The organism is Pseudomonas putida, from assembly GCF_028682635.1.
In the GTDB taxonomy this organism is placed as follows: domain Bacteria; phylum Pseudomonadota; class Gammaproteobacteria; order Pseudomonadales; family Pseudomonadaceae; genus Aquipseudomonas; species Aquipseudomonas putida_AE.
In genome coordinates this window covers 1-15131 of record NZ_JANHLK010000011.1, presented here as the reverse complement: position 1 = coordinate 15131, position 15131 = coordinate 1, and the positions used below count along the sequence as shown (strand labels likewise).

General features: G+C 60.1%; 17 protein-coding genes. 4 read left to right on the top strand and 13 right to left on the bottom strand.

Translation table 11 applies throughout. The features are described from left to right. Positions 1-6: 6 nt before the first annotated feature. The 4 genes from NPS56_RS15310 to minC all read right to left on the bottom strand — a co-directional run bounded on the left by NPS56_RS15310 (position 7) and on the right by minC (position 2740). Positions 7-642: an RluA family pseudouridine synthase gene (locus NPS56_RS15310; RefSeq protein WP_020800410.1), complete on the bottom strand. Its 636-nt coding sequence runs from the start codon at positions 640-642 to the stop codon at positions 7-9. 89 nt (positions 643-731) lie between these two features. Then, on the bottom strand, positions 732-986 hold the full coding sequence (gene minE / locus NPS56_RS15305; protein WP_007974947.1) for a cell division topological specificity factor MinE: 255 nt from the start codon (positions 984-986) through the stop codon (positions 732-734). A gap of 3 nt (positions 987-989) precedes the next feature. Next, positions 990-1802: a septum site-determining protein MinD gene (gene minD, locus NPS56_RS15300; RefSeq protein ID WP_008056976.1), complete on the bottom strand. Its 813-nt coding sequence runs from the start codon at positions 1800-1802 to the stop codon at positions 990-992. 200 nt (positions 1803-2002) lie between these two features. Further along, positions 2003-2740 (bottom strand): septum site-determining protein MinC, encoded by a 738-nt coding sequence (minC, locus tag NPS56_RS15295; RefSeq protein WP_274075369.1) that lies wholly within the window; start codon positions 2738-2740, stop codon positions 2003-2005. 118 nt (positions 2741-2858) lie between these two features. Here minC and NPS56_RS15290 point away from each other — a divergent pair, with 118 nt between their 5' ends. Further along, on the top strand, positions 2859-3791 hold the full coding sequence (locus NPS56_RS15290) for a lipid A biosynthesis lauroyl acyltransferase (RefSeq protein ID WP_274075368.1): 933 nt from the start codon (positions 2859-2861) through the stop codon (positions 3789-3791). 35 nt (positions 3792-3826) lie between these two features. Further along, on the top strand, positions 3827-4981 hold the full coding sequence (locus NPS56_RS15285; RefSeq protein ID WP_274075367.1) for a patatin-like phospholipase family protein: 1155 nt from the start codon (positions 3827-3829) through the stop codon (positions 4979-4981). Between the two features lie 91 nt (positions 4982-5072). Here NPS56_RS15285 and NPS56_RS15280 read toward each other — a convergent pair whose 3' ends face one another. From NPS56_RS15280 to puuE, 9 genes are all read right to left on the bottom strand, one after another. Beyond that, positions 5073-5858 carry an outer membrane protein OmpK gene (locus NPS56_RS15280; RefSeq protein ID WP_274075366.1) on the bottom strand — a complete coding sequence of 262 codons (786 nt, stop codon included), beginning with the start codon at positions 5856-5858 and terminating at the stop codon, positions 5073-5075. After that, positions 5855-6232, bottom strand: coding sequence for a hypothetical protein (locus NPS56_RS15275; RefSeq protein ID WP_274075365.1), 378 nt, complete (start codon positions 6230-6232; stop codon positions 5855-5857). The genes NPS56_RS15280 and NPS56_RS15275 overlap by 4 nt, the downstream gene beginning before the upstream one ends. A 1-nt stretch (position 6233) precedes the next feature. Then, positions 6234-7019, bottom strand: a complete 786-nt coding sequence (locus NPS56_RS15270; protein WP_274075364.1) for an outer membrane protein OmpK — start codon at positions 7017-7019, stop codon at positions 6234-6236. Positions 7020-7176: 157 nt separating this feature from the next. Beyond that, positions 7177-8529, bottom strand: a complete 1353-nt coding sequence (locus tag NPS56_RS15265; RefSeq protein ID WP_274075363.1) for a nucleobase:cation symporter-2 family protein — start codon at positions 8527-8529, stop codon at positions 7177-7179. Between the two features lie 119 nt (positions 8530-8648). Beyond that, entirely contained in the window at positions 8649-9953 is a 1305-nt protein-coding gene (locus NPS56_RS15260; RefSeq protein ID WP_274075362.1) for a urate hydroxylase PuuD, read from the bottom strand. A 51-nt stretch (positions 9954-10004) separates the two neighbouring features. Next, positions 10005-10508 (bottom strand): ureidoglycolate lyase, encoded by a 504-nt coding sequence (locus NPS56_RS15255; protein WP_007960046.1) that lies wholly within the window; start codon positions 10506-10508, stop codon positions 10005-10007. Positions 10509-10629: 121 nt separating this feature from the next. Next, the gene (gene alc, locus NPS56_RS15250; RefSeq protein ID WP_274075361.1) at positions 10630-11625 is read right to left on the bottom strand and encodes an allantoicase; all 996 of its coding nucleotides are present in this window, start codon (positions 11623-11625) and stop codon (positions 10630-10632) included. 88 nt (positions 11626-11713) lie between these two features. Then, the gene (gene uraD / locus NPS56_RS15245; protein ID WP_274075360.1) at positions 11714-12229 is read right to left on the bottom strand and encodes a 2-oxo-4-hydroxy-4-carboxy-5-ureidoimidazoline decarboxylase; all 516 of its coding nucleotides are present in this window, start codon (positions 12227-12229) and stop codon (positions 11714-11716) included. Beyond that, positions 12226-13152 carry an allantoinase PuuE gene (puuE, locus tag NPS56_RS15240; RefSeq protein WP_274075359.1) on the bottom strand — a complete coding sequence of 309 codons (927 nt, stop codon included), beginning with the start codon at positions 13150-13152 and terminating at the stop codon, positions 12226-12228. The genes uraD and puuE overlap by 4 nt, the downstream gene beginning before the upstream one ends. A 443-nt stretch (positions 13153-13595) precedes the next feature. Here puuE and uraH point away from each other — a divergent pair, with 443 nt between their 5' ends. Next, positions 13596-13949 carry a hydroxyisourate hydrolase gene (uraH, locus tag NPS56_RS15235; protein WP_008031462.1) on the top strand — a complete coding sequence of 118 codons (354 nt, stop codon included), beginning with the start codon at positions 13596-13598 and terminating at the stop codon, positions 13947-13949. A 266-nt stretch (positions 13950-14215) separates the two neighbouring features. After that, positions 14216-15082 carry a transcriptional regulator HexR gene (hexR, locus tag NPS56_RS15230; protein WP_008056956.1) on the top strand — a complete coding sequence of 289 codons (867 nt, stop codon included), beginning with the start codon at positions 14216-14218 and terminating at the stop codon, positions 15080-15082. Positions 15083-15131 lie beyond the last annotated feature (49 nt).

Sequence of the window (15131 nt, the reverse complement as noted above, 5' to 3'; positions counted from 1 at the left end):
GGGTTGTCAAAAAGGCGCAGGGCACTCGAAGCGCAGTCGCTCACCGCTTTGAGGGTGAGTGAAGCTGAGCATGCTCGCGTGCAGGCACAGTCGTGGCCAGGCGGCCAGGGCTTGCTCATGGGCGTAGAGTCCGTCGCCCAGCAGCGGGTGACCGATCGACAGCATGTGCACGCGCAATTGGTGCGAGCGTCCGGTGATCGGTGTGAGTTCGACGCGGCACCAGTCGCCACAGCGTTCCAGCACACGCCAGAAGGTCAGGGCGTGTTTGCCGAATTCATGGTCCACCACGTGGCGTGGCTTGGTCGGTGGGTCGTAGCGCAGCGGCAGGTCGATGCTGCCACTGTCGAGCTCCGGCTGACCCCAGCACAAGGCGGTGTAGGCCTTTTCTGTTTCGCGGTCGTGAAATTGTCGAGACAGTTCACGATGCGTGTCGGGATCCCGGGCCAGCAGGATAATGCCGGACGTTTCCCAATCCAGGCGATGGACGATTCGCGCTTCCGGGTAGCCGTTTTCCTGCAGGCGGGTAATCAGGCAGTCCTTGTTGTCGTCGGCCCGACCGGGCACCGAGAGCAACAGGGTGGGTTTGTTGACCACCAGGACAGCGGCGTCCTCATGGATGATGTGGATATTGGACAGCGGCATCAAACAGCCTCGTAACAAACGCCAACGGCGGTTCAGGCCCAACAGGATACCTGATGGGCCTGAACCGCCGTGGCTCCAGCCGGATCGACTCAGCGATCTGGCAGGGTGATATTGAGTTCCAGAATCGAGCAGCTGCCCTGGCTTTCCAGTGCGACATGCACGTCATCGGACCCGATATTGACGTACTTGCGAATCACCTCCACCAGTTCCTTCTGCAAGGCCGGCAGGTAGTCCGGGGTACTGCGTTGGCCGCGTTCGTGCGCCACGATGATCTGTAGACGCTCTTTCGCTACCGACGCGGTGCTTTGCTTTTTGTTGGCACGAAAGAAGTCAAAAAGGTTCATTGTTTAATTGCCTCCAAACAGGCGCTCGAAGAATCCCTTCTTCTGTACATCGAGGAAACGATGTTCCACGGTTTTGCCCAGCAGACGGTCTACGGTGTCGCTGTAGGCCTGGCCGGCATCGCTCTGGTCGTCGAGAATCACCGGAACGCCCTGGTTGGATGCCTTGAGCACCGCCTGGGATTCAGGGATCACGCCGAGCAGGGCCACCGAGAGGATTTCCTTGACGTCTTCGACGCCGAGCATTTCACCCTTGCTCACGCGCTCTGGATGGTAACGGGTAATCAGCAGGTGTTCCTTGATCGGGTCTTCGCCGCGTTCGGCACGGCGCGACTTGCTGGCCAGCAGGCCGAGCATGCGGTCGGAGTCACGCACCGAAGACACTTCCGGGTTGGTCACGACGATCGCTTCGTCAGCGAAGTACATGGCCAGGTGGGCGCCTTTTTCGATGCCCGCCGGGGAGTCGCAGACCACGAACTCGAAGTCTTCCTTGAGTTGCATCAGGACTTTTTCCACGCCTTCGACGGTCAGCGCGTCTTTGTCGCGGGTCTGGCTGGCTGCCAGCACGTAGAGGTTTTCCAGGCGCTTGTCTTTGATCAAGGCCTGTTGCAGGTTGGCTTCGCCATTGACCACGTTGACGAAGTCATACACCACGCGGCGCTCGCAACCCATGATCAGGTCGAGGTTACGCAAACCGACGTCGAAGTCGACGATGACTGTTTTGTGACCGCGCAGAGCGAGGCCGGTACCGATAGCGGCGCTGGTGGTGGTCTTACCCACACCACCCTTGCCGGATGTAACCACGAGAATCTTGGCCAAGGTGTTTCACCCCTAAGGAAAAAGGACTTTTAGCCCCTGAAAAACATCTCTTGAAAAACTACAGCAGTTGGACAGCCTTGGCTGGAATGGGCCGCAAATGGCGTTTACCCCCGGTAAACACTGTTTGTAGCCGTTTTCCTACTTCGTTTGAGCCGTTTTCGCTACGTTTTAGAGATGCTTGGAAAATGCGGCAGTATCCGTTAAAGCCGAATGATGTTCAACACGTCGCCTGACAGGCTGACCTGCACGCCCGAACCCCACAACGGGTCGCGGCGCAGATCTTCGGAAACCTTGTAGTGACCGGCGATGGAGATCAGTTCAGCGCTCATTTGCTGGCAGAAAATCCGTGCCTTGGTGTCGCCTTTGACGCCGGCCAGCACACGACCGCGCATCGGGCCGTATACATGGATGTTCCCATCGGCGAGAAGTTCCGCCCCCGGGCTGACCGAGGAGATCACCACCAGGTCGCTGCCCTGGGCATAGATCTGCTGGCCACCACGTACTGGCGAAGTGATGATTTTCGTCGGCTTGATGCTCGGTTCCGCGGGTTTTTCCGGCTTTTTCGCCACGACGCCTTCGTTCAGGTCCAGCGCCCGTTCACGGGCTCCGGATGGCGGCAGCACCGGCAGGTCGACCGCGATGGCGGCCGCGATGTCTTCGATGCGGCTGGCGCGGATCGCCAGGGTACGCAGGCCATGCTGGCGGCAAACGCGCATCAGGCCGGGCAGATCGACGGCGCCGCCGTTGGCCGGGAGCTTGTCCAGGGCCAGGACCAACGGCGCGTTGCTGAAGAAGTTCGGCGCCTGGGCAACCTTGGCGGCCAGTTGCCGATCGAGGCCTTCAAGGTCATTACGGGCCAGTTCCAGCACGGTAATGGCGAGCATGCTGCCCTTCAGCTGGAACACGGGATCTTGGTCTAGCGGTTCGGTTTGGCTCATGTTCGGCATACAACGACTTGTCACTAAAAGTGCCCAGACTTATAACGAGAACGCCGGCGAGCCGCAAGCCGGGTCGAACGATGTAGAATGCGCGGCCATCGTCTTTTCGGAACCTTTAATGGATCGCCCGCGTTTTCGAACAACCTTTCTGATGCCGCGTTTCTGGCCGCTCTGGTGCGGCCTGGGGCTGTTATGGCTGATTGTCCAGCTGCCGTACCCTGCATTGCTGTGGATCGGCCGGGTCCTGGGCGCCCTGATGTATCGGGCAGCGGCCGACCGGCGGCGCATTGCCAAGCGCAATCTCGAGCTGTGCTTCCCGGAAAAATCCGCGGCCGAGCGCAAGCGTCTGCTCAAGGAAAACTTCGCTTCCACCGGTATCGCCTTCTTTGAAATGGCGATGAGCTGGTGGTGGTCGCGTGAGCGGCTGGCGAAACTGGCCCATATCGAAGGCCTGGAGCACCTGAAGAATGCCCAGCGTGACGGCAAGGGCGTGATCCTGATGGCCGTGCACTTCACCACGCTGGAAATCGGTGCCGCGCTGCTCGGCCAGCAGCACACCATCGACGGCATGTACCGCGAACACAAGAACCCGCTGTTCGACTATGTGCAGCGTCGCGGTCGCGAGCGGCACAACCTCGATTCGCTGGCGGTGGAGCGCGAGGACGTGCGCGGCATGCTCAAGTTGCTGCGTGCCGGCCGGGCGATCTGGTACGCACCGGACCAGGATTATGGCGCCAAGCAAAGCATTTTCGTGCCGTTGTTCGGCATCCAGGCCGCCACCGTCACCGCCACCAGCAAGTTCGCGCGACTCGGCAAGGCGCTGGTGGTGCCGTTCACCCAGGAACGCCTGGCGGACGGCAGTGGTTATCGCCTGGTGATTCACCCGCCGCTCGAAGGCTTCCCAGGTGAAACCGAGGAAGCGGACTGCCTGCGCATCAACCAGTGGATCGAAGGCGTCTTGCGTGACTGCCCGGAGCAATACCTCTGGGCCCATCGCCGTTTCAAGAGCCGGCCGCCCGGTGAACCGAAGTTGTACGCAAAACGCGGCTGAACGGCCGATCTCGACCTGCACCATGGAGCGTTGCGATGAGTCCTGCTGAACCGGTCACAGGGTTGATTCTTTCCGGCGGCGGGGCTCGGGCGGCGTATCAGGTGGGTGTGCTGGCGGCGATTGCCGAGTTGCTGCCCTTGGGCGCGGACAATCCTTTTCCGGTGATTGTCGGCACCTCCGCCGGGGCTATCAATGCGGTCAGCCTGGCCAGCGGGGCGATGGATTTTCGCGCGGCCATCGAGCGCCTGACAGCATTCTGGCAGGGGTTTCGCAGTCACCAGGTGTTGCGCAGCGACTGGCCGGGCGTGATCAGCCAGGCCACTCGGTTCGTCAGTCACAGTTTGTTGGGCCTTGGCGCGCAGGTGCCGGTGGCGTTGCTCGACAGCTCGCCGTTGCGCGGGTTGCTCGACGACAAATTACCGATGAACGGTATCGCCGAAGCCATTGCCCAAAAACAGTTGCACGCGGTTGCCGTCACGGCCTTCGGCTATGAGTCCGGCCAGGCCGTCACGTTCTACCAGGGCGGCGGCACCATCGACGCCTGGTTGCGCCATCGCCGCATCGGCATTCCCACCCAATTGTCCGTCGACCATTTGCTCGCCAGTTCGGCCATTCCGCTGCTGTTCGCTCCGGTGAAAATCGGCGAGGAGTATTTCGGCGACGGCGCGGTACGCCAATCGGCTCCCATCAGCCCGGCGTTGCACCTGGGCGCCAGTCGAGTGCTGGTGGTGGGGGTCAGTGGCAACCCGCGGGGCATCGATCCCGAGCAACCGCTGCAGCGCGCCTGGTCCGGGCAACAACCGACCCTGGCGCAGATCGGCGGGCACATGCTCAACAGTACCTTCATCGACAGCCTGGAAAGCGACATCGAGTTGCTGCGGCGTTTGAATCAGTTCAGCCACCTCCTGCCCGACGGCACACCCACCCGTGCGCTTGGCGTGGCACCGGTAGAGGTGTTGGTGATTTCACCGAGTCAACCGATCGATGAAATTGCCGCGCGCCATCGCCAGGAATTGCCGGCGGCGCTGCGCCTGTTCCTGCGCGGGCCGGGGGCGACCAAAACCAGTGGGGCAGGGGTGTTGAGTTATCTGCTGTTCGAGGCGGGGTATTGCAGCGAATTGATTGATCTGGGGCGGCGGGATGCGTTGGCCAAGCGCGATGAACTTTGCCGGTTTATGGGGTTGGCGTGATAACGCAAAAGATCGCAGCCTGCGGCAGCTCCTACATTGGAATGCGTTTCCCTGTAGGAGCTGGCGGAGCCTGCGATCTTTTGATTTTAAATCAGAAGTGCACCTTGACCAGGAAGCTGGTCACGCTCTGATCCGTCTTGAAGCCCTGGCTGTCTTCGATACCGTACTTGTTTTTCCAGTAGTCATACTCGACACCGACGTACAACTGCTTGGCGCCCAGGTTCAGCGCCTTGCCCAGGTCGTATTTGACCTGTGGGTTGAAGTGCAGGTTGGCGTGGTATTCGCCTTTGTCGTTCACGTCGTTGTCGACGACCCAGTCCATGAAGCCGTCGATCAGCACGTCCGAGTCGCCCACCGGGATGGTGTAGGACCAGGCCGGAGTGATCTGCCAGACATCGTCACCCGGGCGGTCGCCTTCGGTGTGACGGTTGTAGAAGTTCAGCTGGAAGTAGTCGAAGCCGGGGATCGCCAGGTCGAAACCCGGGCCGATCAGGTACGACTCGGTGTCGTCTTCGCCGAACTCATAGGTCATGGCCAGCAGCACGTCCTTGATCGGGCCGAACTCCAGCTTCTGGTCGAAGATCTTGTTGAACGACAGGCGCGGACTGAGTTCGCCGTAGTGGGTGTTCTCACCCGCGAAAGAGTCTTCCTTGCCGTTGTAGAAAATCTTGTCGATGAAGAAGAAGTTGTCGCCGTATTTCCAGCCGTCGGCGTGCTCGAAGGTCACGGTCTGCTGGATGCGCGGGTTGACCTGGAAGTCCTTGCCATACAGATAGGTCAGGCTGTTGTTCTGCCACTGCAGCAAGTCGCCGGCCATGGCCTGACCCCCCGCCAGCAATGATCCCGCCAGCATCAGGCTAGTGCACGTACGTTTCATTCGGTTGCTCCCAAAAAGTAGTGGTTCCGCGTTATTTTTTTAAGGTCGACGCTCTGGTGTGGCGCCTTTTTCTGTAGCTGCAAAAAATCATCCACTCGGTCAGCTTTAGTGCTGTTAGCAAGAGCTGCGCCAAGGCTTTCAGAAAACCAAAAAACTCCCGCTCGGCTGCTCAAAAACAGTCGATTGAGAGTGGTTTGGGGATGCCTTGGTACCGTCCAGGGCCGGGATAAGTTGGCTTTCTGGTCAGGAATTAAATCCGGGCTTTTTTTTAAAGCGGATTCAGGCGGCCGCGGAGAATACTGACTCCTCGGCCAGGTCTCAAGTGCCCCGCAACGGCGCACCGACGACAGGTGTGGGGCACGGTTGCGGGTCATCTTAGAAATGCACCTTCACCAGCAGGCTGGTGGTGTTTTCATTGGTGTCGAGGTTGCCGTTGTTTTCGATGCCGTACTTGTCTTTCCAGTAGCTGTATTCGACGCCGACGTACACCTGTTTTTCCCGCCAGCCAAGGGTTTTGCCCAGGTCGTACTTGATCTGCGGGTTGAAGTGCACGTTGGCGTGATAGGTGCCGTGGGCGTTCTGGTCGTTGTCCACCACCCAGTCCAGGTAACCGTCGATCAACAGGCTCGAATTGCCCAATGGAACGGTGTAGGACCAAGCTGGTGAGATCTGCCAGACATCGTCGCCGGGGCGCGAGCCTTCGGTCTGGCGGTTATAGAAGTTCAGGGTGAAATAGTTGAAACCCGGTATCGCGAGGTCGAAACCGGGGCCGATCAGGTAGGCCTCGGTGTCGTCTTCGCCGTTCTCGTACGTCATGGCCAGCAGCACGTCCTTGATCGGGCCGAATTCGAAACGGCGGTCGAGGATCTTGCCCAGGGAGAGGCGCGGGCTGAACTCGCCGTAATAGGCGTGAACGCCTTTGTTGCGGTCTTGCTCGCCGTTGTAGTAGGTGCTGTCGATGAACATGAAGTTGTCGCCGTACTTCCAGCGGTCGGCGTGCTCGAACGTCACCGTCTGCTGGATCGACGGGTTGACCGCGAAATCCTTGCCGTACAGATAGCTCAGGCTGTTGGTTTGCCACAGCAGCAAATCGCCGGCCATGGCTTGAGTGGCGGCCAAAAGACCGCCCGCCAACAACAGGTTTGTCTGGGTACGAATCATCTGTTGCTCCCTCTTGTTCTTATTTTCAAGGCGCAGAAACACCCTACCTGTAGGAGCTGGCTTGCCAGCGAAGAGGCCATAAAATCCAACATCAATCTCGCCTGACACTCCGCTTTCGCCGGCAAGCCGGCTCCTACAGGGGGTGTGTGCTTCTGACTTAGTGGGCGTGGCAGTCGTTGATGGCCGCGCGTTCGGCGCCGCCAAGGATGTTGAACAGCAGGTTCAGCGTCAGGGCACTGAGCGTGGCCATGGCGATGCCGCTGTGGGTGATCGGGCTCATCCACAGGGGCAGGTGGGCGAAGAATTCCGGACGCACCACCGGGATCAGGCCCATGCCGATGCTCACCGCCACCAGCAACTGGTTGCGTCGGTCACCGATGTCGGCTTCCTGGAGGATCTTGATCCCGGTGGCGGCGACCATGCCGAACATCGCGATCGCCGCGCCGCCCAGCACCGCCGGAGGGATCGAAGCTACCAGGAACGCGGCCTTGGGCAGCAGGCTCAGGACGATCAGCAAACCGCCGGCGACGATGGTCACCGAACGGCAGCGCACGCCGGTCATCTGCACCAGGCCGATGTTCTGCGCGAAGGAGGAGTGGGTGAAGGTGTTGAAGAAGCCGGCGAAGAACGAGGCGCCGGCGTCGCACAGCAGGCCGCGGCGCAACATGCGTGGGCAGACTTCCTGGCCGGTGATCTTGCCCAGGGCGAGGAACATCCCGGTGGATTCGACGAAAATGATCACCACCACCAGGCACATCGACAGGATCGGCGCGAGTTCGAATTTCGGCATGCCGAAGTGCAGCGGGGTGACGAATTGCAGCCATGGTGCCTGGGCCATGCCGCTGAGGTCGACCATGCCCAGCACGCCACAGAGCACGTAACCCAGGCACATGCCGATCAGCACCGAAATATTGACCCAGAAACCGCGCATGAAGCGGTGCACCAGCAGGATGGTGCCCAGCACCAGCGCGGCGATGGCCAGGTAGATCGGTGAACCGAATTGAGCGGCGTCGGCGCCACCGCCGGCCCAGTTTACGGCCACGGGGAACAGCGACAAACCGATCGAGGTGATGACCGTGCCGGTCACCAGAGGAGGGAAGAAGCGCACGACCTTGGACATGAACGGCGCGATGAGCATGCCGAAGAACCCGGCGGCGATGGTCGCGCCGAAGATCCCCTGCAGGCCGATACCGGGCATGCCGGCCATGGCGACCATGCTGCCGACGGCGGCGAAACTGGCGCCCATCATCACCGGCATGCGAATGCCCATGGGGCCGATACCGAGTGACTGGACGATGGTGGCGATGCCGGCGACCAGCAGGTCGGCGTTGATCAGGAAGGCGATTTCTTCACGACTCAGGCCAGCGGCCTGTCCGATGATCAGCGGCACCGCGATGGCGCCACCGTACATCAGCAGAACATGTTGCAAACCGACCAGGATCAGTTGCAAGAGGGGCAAACGCTGAATGGCGGGTGCGTCGGGGATGCGTGCTGGGGAGAGCTCGGACATGCAACACCTCGGATCATTTTTATTCTTGTGATTTTGTGCATCAGGTGGACCGCGTTGCGGCCAATCGCTGGCAAGCCAGCTCCTGTAGGAGCTGGCTTGCCAGCGAAGCTTTTCAACGATTAATTGGTCGGGGCACCCTGCACAATCCAGGCGCCGATCAGGTCACGTTCCTGCTGGGTCATCTGGGTGATGTTGCCCAGTGGCATGATCTGGCTGGCGACGGCTTGAGCCTGGATACGCGCCGCGTTCTGGCGGATCTGCTCGGGGGTGTCGAGCATCACGCCGGCCGGGGCCGCACTGAACAGCGGGCTGGTCGGTTTGGCCGAGTGGCAAACCGCGCAACGTTCCTGAATCACGCTGTGCACCTTGTCGAAGCCCGGGCCTGCGTTGGACGCTTGCGCCGGTGCGGCTGCAGGTGCCTCGGCAGGTTTGGCTTCAGCCGGTTTCAAGCCACCGCCCACTGCAGTTTCCGGCAGCGGCTGGTACTCGATTGCGGCAGGTGCCTTGGCCACTTCAGGGGCGCTGGACATCGGCTTCGGACCGGACACGTAGGCCAGGCAAATCATGCCCACCGCTGCCACCGGCAGGGTCCAGGCATATTTGTGGCTGTCGTGACGGGTGTTGAAGTAGTGACGCACCAACACCGCCAGTACCGCGATCCCGGCCAGGATCAACCAGTTGTACTGGCTGCCGTAGGTGCTCGGGAAGTGGTTGCTGATCATGATGAACAGCACCGGCAAGGTGAAGTAGTTGTTGTGACGCGAACGCAACAGGCCTTTGGCCGGCAGTGCCGGATCCGGCGTGCGGTTCTCGGCGATGGCCGCCACCAGTGCACGTTGCGCCGGCATGATGATGCGGAACACGTTGCCGACCATGATGGTGCCGATGATCGCGCCGACGTGCAGGTACGCACCACGACCGCTGAACACCTTGCTGAAGCCATAGGCCGCGCCGATGATCAGCACGAACAGGATGAAACCCAGCAGGGCAGGGCGTTTACCCAGGGCCGAGTCGCAGAGGAAGGAGTAGATGAACCAGCCGATGAACAGCGAGCCGATACCGATGGCCACGCCTTCAGGACCGCTCAGGGTGCTGCCCGGAGCCAGCAGGTAGAGCGTCGGGTTGGAGTAGAACACCACGCACAGCAGCGCGATCCCCGACATCCAGGTGAAGTAGGCTTCCCATTTGAACCAGTGCAGGTTGTCCGGCATGGTCGGTGGAGCCAGTTTGTATTTTTCCAGGTGGTAGATACCGCCGCCGTGGATCGCCCACAAATCACCGGCCAGACCACTTTTCGGGTTGACCCGATTGAGGTTGTTTTCCAGCCAGACGAAGTAGAACGATGCGCCGATCCAGGCCACGCCAGTAATCATGTGAACCCAGCGCACGCTCAGGTTCAGCCATTCCAACAGATGTGCTTCCACAGTCTTTACCTCTCGCCTGTCACTCTTGTTGTCGAGTGATCAGACCTTCTCTTATTGGTGGGGGGCGAGGATCAAACGCTCATCCTCTTTGAAAAAATGCTCATCGCAGTTATTGCCTGTGCCACTGCGATCAACCACCAGGAAGTCATCCCGCTTTTCGATCGTCAGCACCGGGTGGTGCCAAACGCCGCGATGGTAATTGATGCCCTGCCTGCCGTTGGTGACGAAGGCGCGGACCAAGCCTGATACAGGTTCATCGCCAAGTGGCGCGACCACGATCAGAAAGGGGTTGCCGAGCAGCGGAATGAAAGCCTGGCTGCCCAGCGGATGACGCTCCAGCATGCTCACGGTCAATGGCATGTCCTGCGCGTCGGCGCGGAAGATGCTGATGATCGCGTTGTCTTCTGGCGTGGCGGTTTCCACCGTCGCCAGTTTATGGAAGCGCATGGTCGAACCGTTGTTGATCATGAAGTGATCGCTGCCGTCGGTTTCGATCACGTCACCGAAAGGGGCGAAGGCTTCTTTGGTCAGCGGTTCAATCGTCAGTGTGCGCATGCTGTTCTTCTTTTCGTTGAGTTCTGTGTTGTTGGTTCTGACGCCTTCGCGAGCAAGCCCGCTCCCACATCTGGAATGCATTCCCCTGTGGGAGCGGGCTTGCTCGCGAAGGGCGCGTCGCTTACTTCGCGACTTTGCCCAAAACGCGCAGGCGGCTCACACCACCATCCGGGAACACGTTCAGGCGGATGTGGGTGATCGGGCCCAGGGCCTTGATCTGCTCGGCGAAGGTGTGTTCGGCGTGCATTTCCAGCTTCTGGCTTGGCAGCAGTTCGCGCCAGAACAGCGATTGGGTTTCGATCTGGCTGTCGGTACCGCCTTTGACGAATGCGCCCTGGATCGAGCAGCTGTCCGGGTAGTTGCCCTTGAAGTGCAGGGTATCGACGACGATTTTCTCGATCTCGCCCGGGTGGCCCAGGGCGACGATCACCCAGTCATTGCCCGGGGTACGACGACGTGCGGTTTCCCAGCCGTCGCCCATGTTGATGCCACGGCCCGGGTTGAGAATGTTGCTCATGCGGCCGAAGTGTTCGTCGGAGCAGGCGAGGGCGCGGCCACCGTTGAGGGCTGCGGCCAGGTCGACTTGCTCGTTGTCGCCAACAGCCGACCAGTCGCGGAACGGAATGCCGTACACGCGCAGACGGGCAACACCACCGTCCGGGTAGATGTTGAAGCGCAGGTGGCTGAACGCCTGGTCGTTGCTGATTTCGTGGTAGTGGTGGCTGTTGCCTTGCAGTTCGACGGCGGACAGCACTTCAGTCCACTGGGTGTTTGCGTCCGGCTCGCCCGAGGCCAGGAAGCAGGCTTCCAGGGAGGCCGACGGCGGGAAGTTGCCGGTGAAGAATGAAGTGTCGATGTCCACGCCCTTGATCGAGCCAGGCACGCCCAGGCGGATCACCGCGCTGTCGTAGCCTTCGAAGCGCTTGCGGCGCGACTCCCAGCCGTCCATCCACTTGCCGTTGTCATCGAACACGCCCTCCTTCCACACGGCCGGGGTCGGTTGGAACAGACGGTTGGCGTCTGCGAACCAGTCATCGGTGACCGAGATGATCTTGGTGCCCAGACGGGCGTCGGCCAGGTTGACGAACTTCTCGAAAGGTACGGCGTAAGCTTTCATTCTTCTTGTCTGCCTTTAAATAAGTGGCTTGGGATGCTCTCAGGGCCCTGGGCGATTTGTGCGTTCAGATACGCTCGGGCCAAGGTCGCTATAGGGTCAGTAATCGGAACAGGGCGATCTTGTTGATCTGCGCCAGCGCGCACTTGAACTCGGTATCTTCCGGGTTGTGGATGCGCGTTTCGAACGCCGCGAGGATCTGATGCCGGTTGCTGCCTTTTACCGCCATGATGAAGGGAAACTTGAACTTGGCCTTGTAGGCGTCGTTCAGCTCGGTGAAGCGCTGGAACTCTTCGGCCGTGCATTGGTGAATACCGGCGCCAGCCTGTTCATTGGTGCTGGCTTCGGTGAGTTGCCCCTGGACGGCGGCTTTGCCGGCCAGGTCCGGGTGAGCGTTGATCAGGGCCAGCTGGCTGGCGTGATCGGCGCTCAACAGGATGTCGCTCATGCGCTGGTGCAGGGTTTCGATCTCGTCGATCGAGGCGTCCTGGCCCAGGTCAAAGGCCTTCTCGGCCACCCATGGCGAATGTTCGTAGATGTCGGCGAAGGCTTTGACGAAGGCGTCGCGGCTCAGGGTCGAGGGTTTCAAGGTTTGAAAGGCGCTCATTTCGCGGCCCCTTGGTACGGGTGGGTTTCGTGCCAGTGGCGTGCGATGTCGACGCGACGGCTGAACCACACCTGTTCATGACTTTTAGCGTATTCGATAAAGCGCTTGAGCGAAGCCAGACGCGCCGGACGGCCGATCAGGCGGCAGTGCAGGCCGATCGACAGCATTTTCGGGGCTTCCGCGCCTTCGGCGTAGAGCACGTCGAACGCATCCTTGAGGTATTCGAAGAAATCGTCGCCCTTGTTGAAACCCTGGACCTGGGTGAAGCGCATGTCGTTGGTGTCCAGGGTGTACGGGATCACCAGGTGCGGCTTGCCGGTCGGGTTGTTCGGTTCCCAGTAGGGCAGGTCGTCGTCGTAGGTGTCGCTGTCGTAGAGGAAGCCGCCTTCTTCCATCACCAGCTTGCGGGTATTCGGGCCGGTGCGGCCGGTGTACCAGCCCAGTGGGCGCTCGCCGGTGATTTCGGTGAGGATGCGTATCGCTTCGAGCATGTGCTCGCGTTCCTGGGCTTCGTCCATGTACTGGTAGTCGATCCAGCGGTAGCCGTGGCTGCAGATCTCGTGGCCGGCCTCGACCATGGCGTGGATCACGTCCGGGTGACGCTGGGCGGCCATGGCCACGGCGAACACGGTCAGCGGAATGTCGAATTCCTTGAACAGTTTCAGGATCCGCCAGACGCCAGTACGGCTGCCATACTCGTAGAGCGATTCCATGCTCATGTTACGCGCGCCTTGCAGCGGCTGCGCCGAGACCATTTCCGAGAGGAAGGCTTCAGACTCTTTGTCGCCGTGCAGGATGTTGCGCTCGCCACCTTCTTCGTAGTTGAGTACGAACGACAGGGCGATGCGGGCGTTGCCCGGCCAGTGTGGGTGCGGAGGGTTACTGCCGTAACCGATCAGGTCGCGAGGGTAGTCAGCGCTCACTGCAGTCTTCCTTCTTGTTCGTGTTGACAGGTGGTGTGGCGCGCCTGAGGGTGAAATGGCAGGGTGGCGTCACAGCGATGGGGTGATTGTATACAACTTTATATTCATTTTGTAAGCCTGATTTTTTGCATTTTTCATCAACGGTCATCAGTGGTGCGGATTCTGGACTGTCACCCGACCAGTGCAAGAAATTTGCCTGATTGGTCAGCTAATGGTTCGAAAGCGGCGCAGGCGCAAGGATCGCTGGAAAATCGACGGTAAAAGCCCGTGTGGTGACGGTGTCGGACGAAATGTCGTTTTTATTGTGTACAATTTTTTTGAAAAATGTCTTAATCAGTCGCTCGCCGCAGCTTTTCGTGCTCCGAATCGGTGCGGTCTCCTTTCAACTGACTTCGGGAGGCGCGAGGCCTGACTGCTTACATGCAGGCAGGCGCGCAGAATCAATGGGACGTTTGACTACACACGTTTTGGACGCTGCACACGGGTGCCCGGGCAGCTCGATCAAGGTCGAGCTGTACCGCGTTGAAGGCTCGCAGCTGGAATTGGTCGCCAGCGCGATAACCAACAGCGATGGCCGTGTCGATGCACCGCTGCTGCAGGGCGATGACTACCGCACCGGGGTCTATCAGGTGCAGTTCCATGCAGGCGACTACTACCGCGCCCGTGGCGTCCAGTTGCCGGAGCCTGCTTTCCTGGATGTGGTGGTGCTGCGTTTTGGCATCTCTGCCGAGCAGGATCACTACCATGTGCCGCTGCTCATTTCGCCCTACAGTTATTCAACGTACCGAGGAAGCTGATCCCCCAAGCGGCTTCCTCCACTTAGAAGCGACTGCGCATATAGCTTCTTTGGTCTTTCGCCCGCTCACACTGCGGGCTTTTTTTTCGCAAAAAATCCTTGGCGGCAAAGGCCGGATTTACTGCTACATAAGGCTCATACCGCTAAAACAGGGTGTGACAAAGACAATTCAGTTACTTATTCAGCAGGCAAAAAGACGATTCATGTAGTATAACTACAAGCGTGCTACATCCCCGGCGCCTGCCAAATAAAAAAGAGTCCAGCCCTTTGAATCTGCTGCAACACATCGCCCAGTCTCGCCACCTGTTACGCAAGTCGGAACTCAAGGTCGCCGATCACGTTTTGCTCGATCCTGCGGCCGTGATGCACAGTTCCATGGCCGACCTGGCCCACAGCGTGGGTATCAGTGAGCCGACCATCGTGCGCTTTTGCCGCGCCATCGGTTGCTCGGGTTTCCAGGACTTGAAACTCAAGCTGGCCCAGAGCCTGGCGGCAGGGGCGAGTTTCGGGCAGTTCGCGATCCATGAGGACGACTCGGTCGCCGACTACAGCCTGAAGATTTTCGACACCACCCTGCACACGCTGATGGAGGTCCGGGAAAAGCTCGATCCGTTGGAGTTGCAGCGAGCGGTGACGCTCATGTCCCAGGCCCAGCGCGTCGAGTTCTATGGTTTCGGCGCCTCCGGGGCGGTGGCGGCGGATGCGCAGCACAAGTTTTTCCGTTTGCTGCTGACAGCGGCGGCGTATTCCGATCCGCACATGCAGGCGATGTCGGCGGTTACCCTCAAGCCAAGTGACGTGGCAATCTGCATTTCCCAGTCCGGGCGCTCCAAGGATTTGCTGATCACCGCGAACCTGGTGCGGGAGAGCGGCGCCTCGTTGATCACCTTGTGCCCGAGCCAGACGCCTTTGGCCGAGTTGTCGACCGTCAACCTGGCCATCGATGTTCACGAAGACACCGAAATCTACACGCCGCTGACCTCGCGTATCGCCCACCTGGTGGTGATCGATGTGTTGGCCATGGGCGTGGCCATGGCCCGCGGGCCGAGCCTGGTCAACCACCTCAAGAGCGTCAAGCGCAGCCTGCGCAGCTTGCGCCTTTCACCCAAGTCGGTGAAGGCGCTGGACGACTAAGATCAAATGATCGCAGCCTGCGGCAGCTCCTACAGGTGGTCACAAATCT

Coding starts and splice junctions, on each gene's coding strand:
- NPS56_RS15310 (WP_020800410.1), bottom strand. CDS start 642: ATGCCGCTGTCCAATATCCACATCATCCATGAGGACGCCGCTGTCCTG.
- minE (WP_007974947.1), bottom strand. CDS start 986: ATGAACCTTTTTGACTTCTTTCGTGCCAACAAAAAGCAAAGCACCGCG.
- minC (WP_274075369.1), bottom strand. CDS start 2,740: ATGAGCCAAACCGAACCGCTAGACCAAGATCCCGTGTTCCAGCTGAAG.
- NPS56_RS15290 (WP_274075368.1), top strand. CDS start 2,859: ATGGATCGCCCGCGTTTTCGAACAACCTTTCTGATGCCGCGTTTCTGG.
- NPS56_RS15285 (WP_274075367.1), top strand. CDS start 3,827: ATGAGTCCTGCTGAACCGGTCACAGGGTTGATTCTTTCCGGCGGCGGG.
- NPS56_RS15280 (WP_274075366.1), bottom strand. CDS start 5,858: ATGAAACGTACGTGCACTAGCCTGATGCTGGCGGGATCATTGCTGGCG.
- NPS56_RS15275 (WP_274075365.1), bottom strand. CDS start 6,232: ATGACCCGCAACCGTGCCCCACACCTGTCGTCGGTGCGCCGTTGCGGG.
- NPS56_RS15270 (WP_274075364.1), bottom strand. CDS start 7,019: ATGATTCGTACCCAGACAAACCTGTTGTTGGCGGGCGGTCTTTTGGCC.
- NPS56_RS15265 (WP_274075363.1), bottom strand. CDS start 8,529: ATGTCCGAGCTCTCCCCAGCACGCATCCCCGACGCACCCGCCATTCAG.
- NPS56_RS15255 (WP_007960046.1), bottom strand. CDS start 10,508: ATGCGCACACTGACGATTGAACCGCTGACCAAAGAAGCCTTCGCCCCT.
- alc (WP_274075361.1), bottom strand. CDS start 11,625: ATGAAAGCTTACGCCGTACCTTTCGAGAAGTTCGTCAACCTGGCCGAC.
- uraD (WP_274075360.1), bottom strand. CDS start 12,229: ATGAGCGCCTTTCAAACCTTGAAACCCTCGACCCTGAGCCGCGACGCC.
- uraH (WP_008031462.1), top strand. CDS start 13,596: ATGGGACGTTTGACTACACACGTTTTGGACGCTGCACACGGGTGCCCG.